This is a genomic window from Paenarthrobacter sp. JL.01a (assembly GCF_025452095.1).
In the GTDB taxonomy this organism is placed as follows: domain Bacteria; phylum Actinomycetota; class Actinomycetes; order Actinomycetales; family Micrococcaceae; genus Arthrobacter.
The window spans coordinates 4,243,314-4,258,801 of sequence record NZ_CP104877.1; the positions used below are offsets into that span (position 1 = coordinate 4,243,314).

Consider the following 15,488-nt stretch of genomic DNA (forward strand, 5'->3'; position numbering starts at 1 on the left):
TCCCCCAGCTTTACCCGCGACACCGTTGTCACAGAAGGAACCTCCCATGAGCCAAACAATGCCGTCAGCGACGCCCGGCACTGCATCAACAACGGGTACTCCCAAGAAAGCAGCCCTCGCCAGCTTTCTTGGCAGCGCCGTTGAGTACTACGACTTCTTCATCTTTGGATCCGCCGCAGCGCTGATCTTCCCGCACGTCTTCTTCCCGGACGCCGACGCCAATGCGGCCATCATGTCCTTCGCGACCTTCGGCTTCGCCTATGTCGCCCGTCCCGTTGGAGCGATCATCCTGGGCCACTTCGGTGACAGGATCGGACGCCAAAAAGTCCTCATGTTCACGCTGGTCCTTATGGGTGCAGCGACCTTCGTCATCGGCTGCCTGCCTGACTTCAAGACCATCGGCTGGTGGGCTCCTGTCCTGCTGGTCCTCGCCCGCCTGGCGCAGGGTCTCTCCGCCGCCGGCGAGCAAGCCGGCGCATCCTCGATGACGCTGGAGCACGCTCCGGACAATCGCCGCTCCTTCTTCACCTCCTGGACGCTCACCGGCACCCAGGGCGGTCAGATCCTGGCCGCGCTTGTCTTCATTCCGGTGGTGGCACTTCCCGATGAGATCAAGTACGGCATCGGCTGGCGTATCCCGTTCTGGCTGAGCGCGGTAGTGGTCATGGTGGCGTACTTCATCCGCCGCACCCTGCACGAGCCGCCGGCCTTCGAAGAAGCCAAGAAGAACAACCAGATCGCCAAGCTGCCCATCGCCGACCTCCTCAGGCTGCACTGGCGCGATGTCCTCCGCGTCGTCTGCTGTGCATTCATCGCCGCCGTCAGTACCGTCTTCGGCACCCTGGCCATCAAGTACGCCCAGGACGTCGCACACGTCAACAGCACCATCACACTGTGGTTGGTCGTTGCAGCCAACCTTGTGGCCCTCGGCACCCAGCCCCTGTTCGGCATGCTCGCGGACAGGATTGGCCGCAAGCCCGTCTTCATCTACGGAGCCGTGGCCAGCGCCATCATGACACCGGTGTTCCTGCTGACCCTTGAAGGCGGCAACGTGCCGCTGATGTTCCTGGTCTCGGTCGTGTTCTTCTCCTTCGGCTACGCAGCGGCCAACGCCGTCTGGCCTTCCTTCTACGGTGAAATGTTCAGCACCAAGGTCCGCTTCTCCGGTCTGGCCATCGGCACGCAGCTGGGCTTCCTGATGGCAGGCTTCGCACCGGCCATCGTCACGGCAATGGGTGGCACGAAGGCCGGAGGCTGGGTCCAGATCTCCATCTTCAGCGGAGTGATCTGCGTGATCGCGGCTATCTCTGCCCTGACCGCACGCGAATCAGCCAAGATCCCGACGGCAGAGCTCGGCCTGCACAAGTAGGCCTGGGGTTCACGAAGAGGACCGCTCCTTCCCGGTTCCTGGAGCGCACACCTTCGCAGGGCACCCTGGTGACGACAAACGGAAAGCCCGGCATGTTCCCCGACATGCCGGGCTTTCCGCTGCCCAGGGGTTCACCCGGTCAGTAGCTGCCTACCGGGGATCCAGCACCACGGACTGGAAACTTCCCTGGCCCGTTCCCGTGTACAGGAAGAGCAAACCGTTGCCGGCAACACCCACCACCGACGGATTGCCCGTTCCAGTGAAGGCATTGCCCAAAGCCGCGAACGAGCTGAGGGTGTTCCACCCGCTTCCCAGGGCCACCCGTGCCAGGAAGCCGCCACTGCCGTTGCCCGGGTAGAGCCACAACGTCCCGTCAGTTCCCCGGGCCATGATGTCCTCCCGGCCGTCGCCATTGAAGTCCCCGCCCTGGACAACGGAATCAAAGATGTCCCAGCCCGTGCCGATCTGCTTCCACGGAAGGAAACCACCCGAACCGTTACCCGGATAGATCCACAAGCTGCCATTGGCCGCCCGGGCCACGAGGTCGGCTTTCCCGTCACCATTGAAGTCACCCGGAGCGAGCAACTCATTGAACCCCTGCCAACCCACACCGATCTGCTTCCGCGGCAGGAACTGGCCGTGGCCGTCAGCCGGATACATCCACAGCACCCCGTCGGCTGTCCTCGCGACAAGATCCGGGTGACCATCGCCGTCGAAATCTCCGGCGCTCAGGATGCTGTTGAAGGCATTCCAGCCCGTTCCGACCAGAACGCGCGGGCGGAAGCCGCCCGAACCGTTCCCCGGGTAAAGCCACAACGCGCCATCGGTGCCACGGGCCAGAATGTCCGCGACAGCATCGCCGTCGAAATCCCCTGCTTCCCAGACCTGGCTGAACTGGTTCCAGCCGGCGCCGATGGCCAAGCGGTCGGCAAAGCCGGAGCCGCTACCTGGGTAGAGGCGCATGGTTCCGGTCGACGTCACTGTCAGGACGTCGGGTTTCTTGTCGCCCGTGAAGTCTTGTCCGCTGACGATGTCGCCCACCGTATTCCAACCGCTTCCGAGTGTGGTGCGAGGCACGAAGCCACCCCAACCATTGCCGGGGTACTGGTAGAGGGTGCCGTCGCTTGTCCGCGCAAGGAGCCCGAAGGAGCCATCGGACGTGATGCTGGTGAAGCCGTTCCACCCCGAGCCGATCTGCGACCATGCACGGAAGCCGCCCTGGCCATCGCCCGGGTACAGCCAGAGGCTGCCATCGGACTTGGTCGCCATGACGTCGAGTCGCGCGTCGCCGTCGAAATCGCCGACGGCGATGATATTCGTGAAGCCCTGCCAGCCGGATCCGATTTGCCGTTTGGCGAGGAAACCGCCGTTGCCGTCGCCCGGGTACAGCCACAGGACGCCGTCGCTGGTGCGGGCCAAGATATCGCTTCGTCCGTCTCCATCGAAGTCCGAAAAGCCGGTGATGGCGTCGAAGATATTCCAGCCGGAGCCCACCTGGCGGGGGTTGTCGAGCCTGTTGCCCGGCAAACCGGAGTACAGCATCAAGGAGCCGTCGGGTTCACGGGAGAGGACGTCGGCGAGCCCGTCGCCGTCGAAGTCGCCCGCCGAAAAACGGATCTTGGCTGTGAGCCGTGCGTCAGCAGTAATGGTGACGGTGGCCGACGTCGACGAGACCGCATTCATGGTCACCTGCGTGCCGGTGTAGGTGGTGAAGGTGCTGCCTGCCTGCCACGCGTGGTTGCTGGCGTACCACGGCTCCGGGAATGGCTTGGTCGACGGCATCAGGATCAAGGAAGAAGCAATGGTGGCACCGCCGCGCTGGGCGATCTTGACTCCCATGTTGCCCGGCTTGCCGGCAGTGCCAAGGTAATTGTCGTAGCCGGCCGGTTCCCGCAGCTCCAGGTAGTAGACCTCTTTGCTGACGGGATCGGTGAATTTGATCGCCCGCTGCGCTTCAGTGCCGCCCCACGGCTTGAGTGTGTAGCTCTTGGAGCCTGTCGCGACACCGACATCACGGATCTCATCGCCCCGGCCCAATCCCGCGTAGTCCCAGAATGTGGAGCTGACAACCGGCAAGGAATACTGGGCAGCACCCATGATGTCGGTGGTGTCGCCGTACTCGCGGATATAGCAGGACGGATCGGTGAACTGACCGTTGCTGTTGACCCCGACGTCGGACACCCCGCTGCCGCACTGAAGCGCATCCGCGTGCATCAGGCCGATGACGTGGCCGAACTCGTGGGCCATCACGTTGTTCGTGAAGTTGCTGACCTGCGGCAGGAGGACGCGACCGCTGTAGCTGCCGCTGCTGTATCCCGCGCCGAGCGCGTTGCCCGACAGGGTGGACGTCGGAATGAAGATGACCAACGCCGTGTACGGGCTGGCTGACCAGTTCAGCTCGCTCGTGATGGTGGAGATGATGGTGCTGTAGCTGTCCGAGGAGCGGGCTTTCGACTGGTGCCCGGCGACTTCGCTGGTCACGGTCATGGACAGCTTGCCGGCCGTCATCGCGTTCCAGTAGTTGCTGGTGGACGCTACAGCTTTCTCGGCGTCCGTCATGGAAACCGGGTTGGTATTGTCCGCCAGCTTCGCAGTGACCAACCGGACGCTGATATTGCCGCCGGGGCCGGCTGCCGCAGCCCCGTCACGGAGCAGGGAATCGACGCCGGCCTCACCCTTGGTGGGTTGCTTGGCTTCCGGAAGGGGTGTCTCGAAGACATGCTCCGAGTGCGGAGTGCCCTCAACGAATTGGACGTTCGGATTATCGGGCCCGGGAAGGGGTACGGCTGTTGCCGGGGCTTGGACAAAAAACAGGCCGGTGGCGAAGACCACCAAGCCTGTGGACAGCGCAACGGATCGCTGCAATACACCCATTGGATCTCCTGGGAGGACGGAGCCTATGGTCGCTGGGCTCTCAACAACCGAGATCAGGCTACAGCCGTGAGGGCACTGGCCTACGGAAACACGCGACACAGCGCCCATGGAAGAAACGCAAGCATCCCGGAATGCTAACCGGACCCTAACCACTGCGAAATACCGTGGCAACATTGCCGCGCCACACTGGAATAGCCGGCAAGTGCAGGCACCAGCTCCAGCCAGGAGGACACAATGTTGAAGGAAGTTACCACTCACACCACACGAATACGCGCGATCAGCCAGCTCCACCGCGGAGACGAAATCGAAGCCCGCCTCTCAGTGGGACCCGCCTACGACGACGTGGTGATACGCCGCGGACGCGTCCAGGAAACGGCCCCGGGTATCGGTGTCGTCTGGATCATGGATTACGCCTCCGGGATGAGAAAAGCCATCAATACCGACGAATGCACTGTGTGGCGCGTCGCCTGAAGCAGGATTTCCCTGGATCACGGCTGGACGCCCGCCGCCCCTCAGCCGCCGGCTACGGACTGGACAATCAAAACCTCCTGGCCCGCTGCAACCTCCGTATCAAGACCATTCAAACGCCGGACCTCGTCGCCGTTCACGTAAATATTCACGAAACGGCGGAGTGCTCCGGTTTCATCACGCAAACGCCTGGCCAGCACCGGATAATCTCCGGTCACCGAGTCCAACAACTGTCCAACGGTCACAGCGCCGTCGGCGGACGCAGTCAGATAGGACTGTCCGCCGACGAGCGGCTGCAGGACACCAGGCAACAGGACCGTAAAGTCAGCCACAACGGGCCTAACCAGGTACCGGGGCGCTGGCTGCCGCGGGCTCTGCGGTCGCGCTTCCGCCCACGCTGCCAACCACGACGGCGGCGCGTACGCAGAGCACGTCCGGCAAATGCGAGGCCACTTCGGTGAAGGTCCCGCCTTCGTCGGCGCTGGCGTAGACGGAACCGCTGCGGGTTCCGAAGTACACCCCCACCGGCTCGGCAGTATCTACGGATGCTGCATCCCGGAGAACGGCGTTGTATTCGTGATCCGGCAGGCCCGCGTGCAGTTCCGTCCAGCTATTTCCGGCGTCACCGGTCCGGTGGACGCTCAGTCGGCTGCCCGGAGGGATGCGTTCACCGTCAGCTTTCAACGGAATGACCCAAGCCGTCCCTTCACGGCGCGGATGGGTCAGCATGACGAACCCGAAATCGGCAGGCAGACCCTCCGCGATGGAATCCCAGTTCTCCCCGTCATCGTCCGTACGGTACACGCCGTGATGGTTCTGCGCGTACAAACGGCCTTCGACGGCGGCATCGGCCGCGATCTTGTGGACGCACTGGCCGAACTCCGGGTTGGGATCGGGCATGAAGTAGGCAGAAATGCCCTTGTTGCGGGGCTCCCAGGAGGTCCCGCCGTCGAGGGATCTGTAGACGCCGCCCGTGCTCATGGCGATGTGGACCTTCTCTCCGGACGGGTCCACCACGATCGAGTGCGCCGCCGCGCCGCCATAGCCGGCACCCCACTCACTGCGGTGGGGGTGGTCCCACAATCCGCGGTTCAACTCAAAGTGCTCGCCGCCGTCGGTCGATTTCCAGACAGAAATGGGCTCGCAGCCTGCCCAAACCACACCGGGGCGGGACTCGGCGTCGGGATGGATCTGCCAGACCCGTTCCAGGGCGGCATCGGTGCCGTCCGGGAATTTGATGGCGCCTTGCTCGGGCTCGGTCCATGTGGCACCGAGGTCGTCTGAATGGGCCACAGTGGGCCCCCAGTGCTCTGAGCGCACCCCCACCATGATTCGTGTTTTGCCGTCCCGCGTGTCTATCCCGATGCTGGGTATCTCGCTCATCAGGAAGTGCGGACCGGAGAGGGACCATTCTTTTCGGTCCGGGCTGGTTGCCAGCCACAGGCCTTTCTTGGTTCCGATCGCCAGGACATAACTTTCTTCGGTAGCCATGAGTCCCATCGAACCATCGTGGGATAGGGAGGGCAATGGGTTCTTGGAGCTATGTGGAAAGCTGGCGGGCCAGTAGTCCTACACAGCGACGTTAGAACGTCAACCCATCGGAGATCCTGTCCGCGTGGATACGGAGTTCTTTCAAAAGCGCCGCGCGGATTGGGTCGCCGGCAGGATCATCGGCACCAAAGCGCGACGACGGCCCGCTGACCGTGAGCGCGCAGAGGACCCGGCCCTTTGGACGGTTCACTGCGACGGCAAGCGCCGCTACCCCCATTTCCACCTCGTTCAGGCTCTGTCCGAAGCCCTCCTCCCGGACCCGGTGTACCTCCTCCAGGAACCGGGCCACGGAAGTCTTGCCCGCCGTCGTCAGCGGTTCGCCCAAGCCGTCCTGGTACAGGCGGGCGAGCTCGGCGTCCTCCCGCAGTGACAGCAGCAACTTCCCGGAGGCGGTAGCGTGCGCGGGCATCAGTGTCCCGACGCGGCTGGTAACGCGCATGATGTTGCGGGACTCTACACCGGCTACAAAACGGATCGAAGACTTCTGCAAAATGGCCAGCTGGACGGTTTCTCCCGACAGGTCGCGAAGGCTTTCCATGTAAGGCTGCGCTTTTTCGATGCAGTGCTCGATGGCGGCGGCATCGTTCGCCCCCAGCATCGCTGGCCCAAGCCGGTACTTCCGGCCCGCAGTGGATCGCTGTACGTAGCCTGCCTCAGCCAAGGTGGTAACCAGCCTGTGGGCCGTGGACATGGCGCAGCCCAACTCATTCGCCACCTCGGTGATGCCCAATTCCGGCTTTCTCTGCAGCGAGTCGAGGATCCGGAGAGCCTGCTGGACTGATTGCAACGTGTCGCTCATACACTCTTCACCAAATTCCACATAAAGGAATCATAAGGCAAACTATTCCTTCATGCGGGCAGGACGCCTACATTTATGACCATCAGCCCTCCCTGGGAGCGGCGAGTCCCCATGGAAGATCAGGAGTGGTTGTGGCACGTATAGGCGTGATCGGCAGCGGCGGAATAGCAACCAGCATCGCCTCGTACGTACTGCAAGCAAAAAGCCACAACCTGGCCTTCGTTCAGGGACGCACCGTGGGCGCCGGCATAACGACCACCACCATGGCCACCGGCAAGGAGCTCCGCGGAACCGACCTGGTGGTCGAAGCCGCCCACCCGGAAGTGATCAGGAAACATGGCGCCCGGATTCTGACGACGTCGGACCTGATGGTCCTGTCGTGCGGGGCATTGGTGGACGACGACGTCCGCGTCACCTTGGCGGAAACGGCCAAGAAGCACGGGACCCGCTTGATCCTGCCGCACGGGGCATTGGTGGGCGTTGACAGCCACGTTTCCCAACTGTGGGAAACGGCGGCCATCGAGTTCGTCAAGTCCCCCTCCAGCCTGGAACCGGCTCCCGACCACACAGACCGGCGGACGGTCCTCTACGACGGTCCGGTGCGCGGAATCGCCGCGCTGTACCCGAGGAACGTCAACGCCATGGTGACCTACGCGCTGGCAACCGTAGGCCTGGACAACTGCCGGGCCCGACTGGTCAGCGATCCCGACGCCACGCTCGGACGTCTGGAAACCGTGGCCACAGGCGCCGATGGGTCACGCCTCCACATCATCAAAGAGCAGCCGATGAACGGCGTCTCCGGCACCGAGATGGCCGGTTCCGTGCTCGGCAGCCTGCAGAAAGCCATGGAACAGCAACCCGGGCTGGTCTTCGGATAACCACAACCCCAATGCGCCGCGGCAAAGACGCCGCAGCTGATCAATCAAACGAGGTGAACTGTGAAGGAAATGACGTCAAACGAGGCCGCCCCGACACCAGGTACGGCACCCCGCCCGTCACTTATCAAGCTGGCAACGGCGTCGTGCGCCGGAACGGCGATCGAATACTACGACTTCCTGGCCTACGCCATTGCGGCATCCACGGTATTCAACGTGGTCTTCTTTTCCGCAACCGACCCGATCATCGGCACCCTCCTGTCTCTTGGGACATTTGCCACGGGTTTCGTTGCGCGGCCCCTGGGCGGAATCGTCATAGGGCATTTCGGTGACCGTCTGGGCCGGAAAAGGATGCTGCTTCTGACCCTCCTTGTCATGGGAGCCTGCACAGTCCTGATCGGAGCCCTGCCGACCTACGCCCAAATCGGAGTGTGGGCTCCCATCTGCTTGGTGCTTCTGCGTCTTGTCCAAGGATTTGCGGCCGGCGGCGAATTTGCCGGCGCGGCGCTGATAGCCATCGAACACGCCCCCGCGCACAAGCGCGGCTTCTATGGCAGTTGGACAATCCTTGGCGTGTCGATCGGAGCCCTTCTTGCCACCGGAGCCTTCGCACTCCTTGGCGGTCTGCCGAAGGATGATTTCATTTCATGGGGGTGGCGCCTGCCATTCCTTGCCAGCATCGTGATCGGCGCCATCGGCCTTCTGGTCAGGTTCGGCATCGACGAGACGCCCGCCTTCCTTGAATCCAAGCGCGGGTCCGGAGCATCGAGGCTTCCGATCCTGCAGGTCATCCGCAACCAGCCCAAAACCATCCTGCTCTCTACCGGGGCACTGATCGGGTACTCCACGTTCATCTATATCGTCTTCACATTCCTCCTCAGTTACGGCACGCAGGAGTTGGCCTTGCCCCGGACGTTGCTGCTCAACGCCTCGATGCTTGGATTGCTGTTGCAGGTGGTGACCGTCCCTGCGTGGGCGGCTCTCTCCGATCGGATCGGCCGTAAGCCCGTCATGCTTGTGGGCGGGGCTTTCCTCTTCCTCTTTGCCTTCGCCCTGTTCCCCTTGGTCCGCACACAAGAACCCGGGGTCATCCTCGCCGCCGTCGTGGTGGCCTACAGCGGGTCCGCTGCGATCCATGCCCCCATGGGGGCCTTCTTCGCGGAGCTCTTCGGCACCGGAGTCCGCTACAGCGGGATCTCCCTGGGCTACCAATTGGGCAACGTCCTGGGCGGCGGGCTTGCCCCGGTGATTGCCACCGCGCTCTTTGCCTCCAGCGGACGAAGCACGGATCCCGTTGCTATCTACCTCGCCGTGACGGCCGCGATCAGCATCCTTTGTCTTCTGGCCCTCCCCAACACAGGTCGGAAGGAAAAGCTGACATCATTCCCCGGTTAAGGAGCGCATCCGCGGCACCGCCGTCCGGTGCCGCGGATGCAGCAGGCCTTACGCCTCCAGCGTCACGGTTGTGGCTCCCGGTTCGCGGGCGCCCTGCAGTTCCAGCAGTTCAGTCCGGAGCTGCGGATCGAGGGCTGCGTCCAGGACGGTCAAAGCAATCACCGTGGCTCCGTCCACCACGGCGTCGTCGGCTTCCGGCGTTATGGCGTCGGCCGTGAAGTCCGGGTGGTGCGGGACGGCGGTGCTGTTGCGGACCACCACCATGCCGTGCACGGAAGGGAGCACCTGCGAAACATTGCCCATGTCCGCGCGCGACGAGATCATTTTGGTCCTCCCCCGCGACCGTGCAGCGCCGGAACCCGGCACCCCGGTGAAGCTCGCCGGCTACGCCCATGAGAGCTGGCTCCTGGACCAGGAAGGCAGTGTCTTTGAACGGTTAGTGCTCCAAACCTGCCAGGAGGCGGGCTTCACCCCCAAGGTCATCTGAGCTCCTGCGCATTTGGGAAACCATGAAGGAGTGCGTCTCGCGCGGCTGCAGCCGCACGGAAGAGCACCTGCCCGGCAACCTGATGGTCCGCCGTCGTGCTCCCCGCCTGTATGCCGCCCTGCAAACCAAAGACGACGCGAACGATCCTTTGCGCGCCGTGGACTGGGTGAATCTGTTCGCGTTGGCCGTGAACGAAGAGAACGCCACGGGCGGGCGCGTTGTCACCGCACCCACCAACGGTGCTGCCGGAATCATCCCCGCGGTCCTTCACTACTACATGAAGTTCACGCCGGGCGCCTCTGAAGAGCAGGTCGTCCGGTTCCTGCTGACGGCGGCAGCCATCGGCGTCCTCTTCAAGACGAACGCCTCGATCTCGGGTGCCGAGGTCGGCTGCCAGGGTGAGGTCGGGTCCGCGTGCTCCATGGCCGCCGGGGCACTGTGCGAAATCCTGGGCGGAACCCCGCAGCAGGTTGAAAACGCCGCCGAAATCGGGATCGAGCACAACCTCGGCCTGACGTGCGACCCCGTGGGCGGACTGGTTCAAATCCCCTGCATCGAACGCAACGCCATGGCCAGCAACAAGGCCATCAACGCCGCACGGATCAGCCTTCGCGGAGACGGAATCCATCACGTCTCGTTGGACACCGCCATCAAGACCATGCGGGAGACCGGCGCTGACATGAAGAGCAAGTACAAGGAAACCTCCCGCGGCGGCCTGGCGGTCAACGTCATCGCGTGCTGAGGCAGCCCGGCGACGACACCAGCGAACTGGCTATGCTGGTGTCATGCGTAAAAGCAGCGAAATTGCCTCAATCCCGGCCCCTGCCGCCATGCTGCTGGTCCGTGATTTCGTAAACACGGTCGAATGGCAAGAAGATGCGGACAGCTGGTCCAGCCCCCAAGACCTTGAGCGCTGGTATTCGGAACGTGCAGACATAGCCGTACGGACGCAGACTGAAGACGATCTTGCACAGGCCCGGCGCTTGCGGGAAGGTCTGCGGAATGTGCTGTTGCAGCACGCAGGTCATGAGCCGGTTGCCGGGGCGGCCACGGAACTCAATGAAGCCCTGGGGCAGATCTCACTTCGTTTTCATGTGGGTGACGGCGGTGAGCTTACTATCGGCGGAGACGACGACCTGGTAGACCCCCTGGGCTACGTCCTCTCCGCTGTGGACTCGTGCCGCGTTGGAGGGACGTGGGAACGGCTGAAGGTCTGCGCCCGCGACTCATGCAGGTGGGCCTACTGGGACGAGTCCCGTAACGGATCCGGCCGTTGGTGCTCCATGGCATGGTGCGGCAACTACGCCAAAATGCGGACGCGCAGCGGCAAGCCCCTCGCTCCGGACGAACTGTCTCCCGGGAGAGGTGAATACCGTCCGGCCCGCCTTCTCGATGTGGCGGCCAAAGCCGGCGTTTCGATGAAGACAGTCTCCAACGTCATCAACGCAACCGGTAACGTCGCCCAGGCTACCCGGCTGAAAGTTGAGGACGCGATCCGCGAACTCAATTACTCTCCGAACCCTGCCGCAAGCGCCCGGCGGAAATGTCATGACGATGTCTCACGATGATGAAAGCCGTAGCCAGGACAAGCAGCGATGAGGTCCCCATGAGGGTCGCACCGAGTGGTGTTGTTCCGGACACTCCAATGATGCCGGGAATAGGAGATATCAATGCTGCGGCTGTGAACGTCGTGAAGCCGTATGCGGACGTTGCAGTCCCCGCCTGATCGCCCTGCTTCGCAAGGGCAATTGTTGCCGCGCAGGGAAAGATGCCGCCACAAGCCGTCACGAAGAGCCACAGTGACGCCAAGGTCGCGGGAAGTCCCAATGGGCCCGCAATAAATAGGGCAAGAGCGGCGGTGACGGCGGCACTGACGGAGAGCATCAGTACCCGGCTTGTTCCGAACCGCCTCACCATACGGCTGGCTACCCGTACCCCGATGAACAGACCGAGCGTTGTGCAGAAAAAGAACCCGGCGAACGCGGCCGCGGATAGGCCGTACACCCCGCGGAGCAGAAGTGGCGCACACGCAACGTAGGTATAGACGCCGGCATAGGTCCCGACACCAAGCAACAAACCATGAAGAAAGGACCGGTCCCGCAGCACTCGGCGGAGCCGGCTCCCCGAGGCTCCACGGGAATGCGTATGCGACTCCGGGAAGACGAGCACCACCGCGACAGTGAGTATCGCGGCGACGACCGCGAGGACGAAGAACAGGCCACGCCAACCCACGACGGGCATGAGCATTGCGCCGAGCACGGGTGCTACAAGGGGCGCGCCAGTGGTCAGGAGGGTGATGCGTGAGAGTAAGGTAACGAAGGCTTCGCCGGAGGAAAGATCGCGCACGATCGCCAACACCAGTACGGCACAGCCGCCAGCACTGACGCCCTGCAGGAATCGGAAAACAACCATTGCCATCAGGTTCGGGGAGACGGCGCAGCCCATGGAAGCCGCGGTGTAGATCGCTGCCGCCAGAAGCAGCGGTCCGCGACGGCCTACTCTGTCACTCCATGCACCAACCACTGCCTGTCCTGCGGCGAGTCCGCCCGTCATGGCCGCAAGGGTGAACTGCACGGCGGCATCGTTCAGGTCCAACGACGCCTTCAGCTCAGGAAACCCGGGAAGGTACAGATCGATCGACAGAGGGCCGAGCGCGTCAAGCAAGCCCAGAATGACCACCAGCAAGCGGAAATTGATTCGGTCGCGCATTTTGTTCCCCATCCCACCGGCACTGAAAGGAGTAGCGGCAGGTTCAGATTACACCGGCAAAACGCTTACGCTGGTGTAGTGGGGATATATTTCCTCCGGTCCGGGACGGTTCAGGCGTGTGCCGCCTCCGGATCCAGGGGGCTTGCTGCAACAAACGCGCGGTTCCGTCCGGCTGCCTTGGCTTGGTACAGAGCGCCGTCAGCGGTGTAAATCAGCTGTGCCAGCGCATGTCCCGCAATCGGGGTGGATGAGATTCCGTAACTGACGGTGGGGAAGGCAAGCCCATCCGGGGCTTGCGCAGCTGCCAGCCGAGTGCTGATCTCGGTGGTGATGGCCTCGGCGCTGACTTCGTCGGCGCCGGGAAGGAAGATGACAAATTCCTCCCCGCCGTATCTGGCCACCAAATCGGTCTTGCGCAGGGTCCCCTTGCACGCAGCCGCGAAGGCCCTGATTGCCGCGTCCCCCGCGGCGTGGCCGTGGGTATCGTTGACCGCCTTGAAATGATCAAGATCAGCCAGGATTACGGCGGCGGACAACCCTGCCCTGTGCAGCCCTGCGAGTTCCCGCTCGGCCAACTCCATGAACGCTTGGCGATTCAGCAAACCGGTCATTCCGTCGCGCATTGCCCGCTCGTTAAGCACCGTAATTAGCTGATGGTTATTGAGCGCAGTCATGCTGAATGAAACCAGGACCAACAGCATGATCAGCAGCAAGCACGTCACCGCCGGGGCAAAGAGCGTGTTGAGGATTTCGCTGTCCGGCCCCTCAACGGCGTATGCCACAATCCGGCAACCGAAGTAAGCCACAAGGGCGACCGCGACGACCAACAATGGTTTGTGGGCCTGGGAGGCCTGTGACTTCAACAGCGCGAGTTCGCGCGCGGCCAGCGCCATCCCGACCCCCATCAGGGCGAAGTAGACCAGCACGCCCCGCCACTCGCCGTCGGGGGTCACCTCAGAGAAAGCTGCGACGGCGGTGATCGCCGGGGCGGCCAAAAGCAGCCACAACGGCGTCTTCAAACTTCTGAGGGATCGGAACCCCGCCCACACACCGAATGCTCCCGCCACCAACAATGCGTTGCCGAAAGGGACGGCCGCCCTGCTCCATTCGGTTTCCTTTAACAAGTACGCCCCAATGCCGGCCAGCCAACATCCGAGGGCCGCGGACCAGTAGGAACTGTAAAGAGAGCGGGTTCTCCGGTACGACCCCAGGAAAAGCACCCACAATGTCAGCGTGACCACGGCCAACGCCAATTTCAAGCTAAATAAATCCAACATGGATCCCCCCATTCATCGGCCAGCCTAAAGGCCAAGTGGAGAATGGGCGAAACACGACGCGGCGGAAAGTCGGACCAATCGTTTGCCTTTTGAACGACACGATAACCGGACCCGGACGACCGCCCTTGCGCTCGTGGAGTTGCCGCTTGAGTAGAATGCGCCCATGGCACAGGTCATTGTCTATGGACACAGAAGCTCAATCGAACAACGCCGCGAGGTCCTTTCCTCGGCGATCCACGGAGCAATAGTGGCAACGCTCGACTACCCGCCGGAAAAGAAATTTCAACGTTTCATTCCCTTGGACAGCGCGGACTTCATCCACCCGGACGACCGGGGCGGAGACTACACAATCATCGAGATCTCCATGTTCGAGGGCAGAACAGAGCAGTCAAAACGCAACCTCATCGCGGACCTGTTCGCACGGATCGAATCCGAAGCAGGAATCAAGCCGCACAGCGTGGAGATCACCATCACGGGAACTCCACGGGTGAACTGGGGGATCCGAGGTGTCAACGCCGCGGACCTGGCACTCAATTATCAGGTCAACGTTTAGCAGGCCCTCCGCGGGGTACCGGCCTAAGTCGCGCTTTTGTGCTTCGGGTTCGCCATTTGCTGAGGCTTTTGGAGCGGCTTCACCAGGACAAGGGACGGGCCATCCCAGTCGATGCGTTCAAACTCTTGTAGTGGCAAAAATCCAGCTCGACGGTAGAAAGCCCGGCTCTCCGAGTAGGCGTCGTCCTCGAATGAGGGACCCACGGTGCGGACTTGAAGCAGCTTGCAACCATCAGTAAAAAGTGACGCCGAGATAGCGTTGACCAGAGCTGAACCGACTCCATTGCCGCGGTGATTAGCGTCTACGGCAATGAGACTCAATTCAGCGGATTGTGGAAAATGGCGGATCACCAACGCAACGCCGATGACGTGGCCCTGGATGACGGCAAGGAATGAGTCCCGCAGTGAAGCACTCTCGACGTAGTTGACGATGGCTTCCTCAACGGAGAACCATGCTGGCAGGGTGCGAAGGATCCGATCCACAGCTTCGGGGTCCTGACGGCGAATGATCTCCACGAAGTGCATGCATCGAGTACATCACGTACATGGATCAGACGCGCGGCACCCAGGCTAGTCCTTAGATAGCGTCCGTACGGCTTGCCGCGTTGAGTAGATCCAGGTAAGCGCCCGTCACGAGTGCGCCTTCCTGGACTCCGAATGCTGCGAGGAGCCGGCGCGCTTCCGACACAGCGGCATCAGGCCCCAATGTGCCTCCAAGTGGTACCTCCAGCTCCAAGAAATCACCCAATCCATCGACACGGTCGAGATGAATCCTGGTCTCACCGATACGAAAAACGGTGCGGCTTTTTCGGACGCGCCCTAGTTCGCCGTAGGCATCCGCGAGGACTGACCGGAGCCCGTCCGGGTCCGTGGTTTCTGAATGGACATAGAACGAGGGTTTGGGGCCAGCTTCATCTTCCCTGCGGTAAAAGATCAGCACACCGCGCGTCACGTCGAGAACCCGAAGCTTGAGCCGACCGTTCGGGCAAGGGAAGAAGGTGTCGTCTTGGGCGACGCACTCGGGGCCCGAATCTGCGAGAGGCGCCACGAATGGCAGCAACGTTTCGAGACTTTCCACTCGCGCCTTAATTTCGATGTTCGTCGGCATGAATTCACTAAACCATGTGGTCAA

Annotated in this window: 16 protein-coding genes and 1 pseudogene; 8 read left to right on the plus strand and 9 right to left on the minus strand. The window is 62.5% G+C overall.

The genetic code is table 11. From position 1 onward, the window contains the following. Window positions 1-46 precede the first annotated feature (46 nt). Complete coding sequence (locus tag N5P29_RS20185) at window positions 47-1,369, plus strand: MFS transporter (RefSeq protein ID WP_262276550.1); 1,323 nt, start codon at window positions 47-49, stop codon at window positions 1,367-1,369. A gap of 150 nt (window positions 1,370-1,519) precedes the next feature. Here the strand turns inward: N5P29_RS20185 and N5P29_RS20190 are convergent, their stop codons facing one another. Then, window positions 1,520-4,243 (minus strand): FG-GAP-like repeat-containing protein, encoded by a 2,724-nt coding sequence (locus N5P29_RS20190; RefSeq protein ID WP_262276551.1) that lies wholly within the window; start codon window positions 4,241-4,243, stop codon window positions 1,520-1,522. A gap of 234 nt (window positions 4,244-4,477) precedes the next feature. Here N5P29_RS20190 and N5P29_RS20195 point away from each other — a divergent pair, with 234 nt between their 5' ends. After that, window positions 4,478-4,714 (plus strand): hypothetical protein, encoded by a 237-nt coding sequence (locus N5P29_RS20195; RefSeq protein WP_144660595.1) that lies wholly within the window; start codon window positions 4,478-4,480, stop codon window positions 4,712-4,714. Window positions 4,715-4,755: 41 nt separating this feature from the next. Here the strand turns inward: N5P29_RS20195 and N5P29_RS20200 are convergent, their stop codons facing one another. The 3 genes from N5P29_RS20200 to N5P29_RS20210 form a co-directional block, all read right to left on the minus strand. Continuing rightward, complete coding sequence (locus N5P29_RS20200; protein ID WP_144660593.1) at window positions 4,756-5,043, minus strand: MoaD/ThiS family protein; 288 nt, start codon at window positions 5,041-5,043, stop codon at window positions 4,756-4,758. A 7-nt stretch (window positions 5,044-5,050) separates the two neighbouring features. After that, entirely contained in the window at window positions 5,051-6,211 is a 1,161-nt protein-coding gene (locus tag N5P29_RS20205) for a WD40/YVTN/BNR-like repeat-containing protein (RefSeq protein ID WP_262276552.1), read from the minus strand. 82 nt (window positions 6,212-6,293) lie between these two features. Next, window positions 6,294-7,061 (minus strand): IclR family transcriptional regulator, encoded by a 768-nt coding sequence (locus tag N5P29_RS20210; RefSeq protein ID WP_262276553.1) that lies wholly within the window; start codon window positions 7,059-7,061, stop codon window positions 6,294-6,296. A gap of 131 nt (window positions 7,062-7,192) precedes the next feature. Here N5P29_RS20210 and N5P29_RS20215 point away from each other — a divergent pair, with 131 nt between their 5' ends. Together N5P29_RS20215 and N5P29_RS20220 are read left to right on the plus strand one after the other, a co-directional pair. After that, window positions 7,193-7,939 carry an aspartate dehydrogenase domain-containing protein gene (locus N5P29_RS20215; protein WP_262276554.1) on the plus strand — a complete coding sequence of 249 codons (747 nt, stop codon included), beginning with the start codon at window positions 7,193-7,195 and terminating at the stop codon, window positions 7,937-7,939. A gap of 69 nt (window positions 7,940-8,008) precedes the next feature. Continuing rightward, window positions 8,009-9,331: an MFS transporter gene (locus N5P29_RS20220; RefSeq protein ID WP_262276555.1), complete on the plus strand. Its 1,323-nt coding sequence runs from the start codon at window positions 8,009-8,011 to the stop codon at window positions 9,329-9,331. 48 nt (window positions 9,332-9,379) lie between these two features. On the opposite strand, the gene N5P29_RS20225 is transcribed toward N5P29_RS20220, so the two are convergent. Beyond that, a complete protein-coding gene (locus N5P29_RS20225) occupies window positions 9,380-9,655 on the minus strand; it encodes a hypothetical protein (protein WP_262276556.1) in 276 nt (91 codons plus the stop codon). On the opposite strand from N5P29_RS20225, the gene N5P29_RS20230 reads away from it, so the two are divergent. From N5P29_RS20230 to N5P29_RS20240, 3 genes and pseudogenes are all read left to right on the plus strand, one after another. Continuing rightward, a complete protein-coding gene (locus tag N5P29_RS20230; RefSeq protein WP_262276557.1) occupies window positions 9,633-9,818 on the plus strand; it encodes a LysR substrate-binding domain-containing protein in 186 nt (61 codons plus the stop codon). The two genes, N5P29_RS20225 and N5P29_RS20230, sit on opposite strands and share 23 nt — an antisense overlap. A gap of 1 nt (window position 9,819) precedes the next feature. Beyond that, window positions 9,820-10,560 (plus strand): annotated as a pseudogene (locus N5P29_RS20235) (L-serine ammonia-lyase); the annotation flags it as partial. Window positions 10,561-10,603: 43 nt separating this feature from the next. After that, on the plus strand, window positions 10,604-11,386 hold the full coding sequence (locus N5P29_RS20240) for a LacI family DNA-binding transcriptional regulator (RefSeq protein ID WP_262276558.1): 783 nt from the start codon (window positions 10,604-10,606) through the stop codon (window positions 11,384-11,386). On the opposite strand, the gene N5P29_RS20245 is transcribed toward N5P29_RS20240, so the two are convergent. Both N5P29_RS20245 and N5P29_RS20250 read right to left on the minus strand, forming a co-directional pair. Next, entirely contained in the window at window positions 11,322-12,527 is a 1,206-nt protein-coding gene (locus tag N5P29_RS20245; protein WP_262276559.1) for a multidrug effflux MFS transporter, read from the minus strand. The two genes, N5P29_RS20240 and N5P29_RS20245, sit on opposite strands and share 65 nt — an antisense overlap. 110 nt (window positions 12,528-12,637) lie before the next feature. Continuing rightward, a complete protein-coding gene (locus tag N5P29_RS20250; RefSeq protein ID WP_262276560.1) occupies window positions 12,638-13,804 on the minus strand; it encodes a diguanylate cyclase in 1,167 nt (388 codons plus the stop codon). A 163-nt stretch (window positions 13,805-13,967) separates the two neighbouring features. On the opposite strand from N5P29_RS20250, the gene N5P29_RS20255 reads away from it, so the two are divergent. Further along, window positions 13,968-14,357 (plus strand): tautomerase family protein, encoded by a 390-nt coding sequence (locus N5P29_RS20255; protein ID WP_262276561.1) that lies wholly within the window; start codon window positions 13,968-13,970, stop codon window positions 14,355-14,357. Window positions 14,358-14,380: 23 nt separating this feature from the next. Here N5P29_RS20255 and N5P29_RS20260 read toward each other — a convergent pair whose 3' ends face one another. Both N5P29_RS20260 and N5P29_RS20265 read right to left on the minus strand, forming a co-directional pair. Then, window positions 14,381-14,881 (minus strand): GNAT family N-acetyltransferase, encoded by a 501-nt coding sequence (locus N5P29_RS20260; protein WP_262276562.1) that lies wholly within the window; start codon window positions 14,879-14,881, stop codon window positions 14,381-14,383. A gap of 52 nt (window positions 14,882-14,933) precedes the next feature. Further along, window positions 14,934-15,464: a class IV adenylate cyclase gene (locus N5P29_RS20265; protein WP_262276563.1), complete on the minus strand. Its 531-nt coding sequence runs from the start codon at window positions 15,462-15,464 to the stop codon at window positions 14,934-14,936. Window positions 15,465-15,488 lie beyond the last annotated feature (24 nt).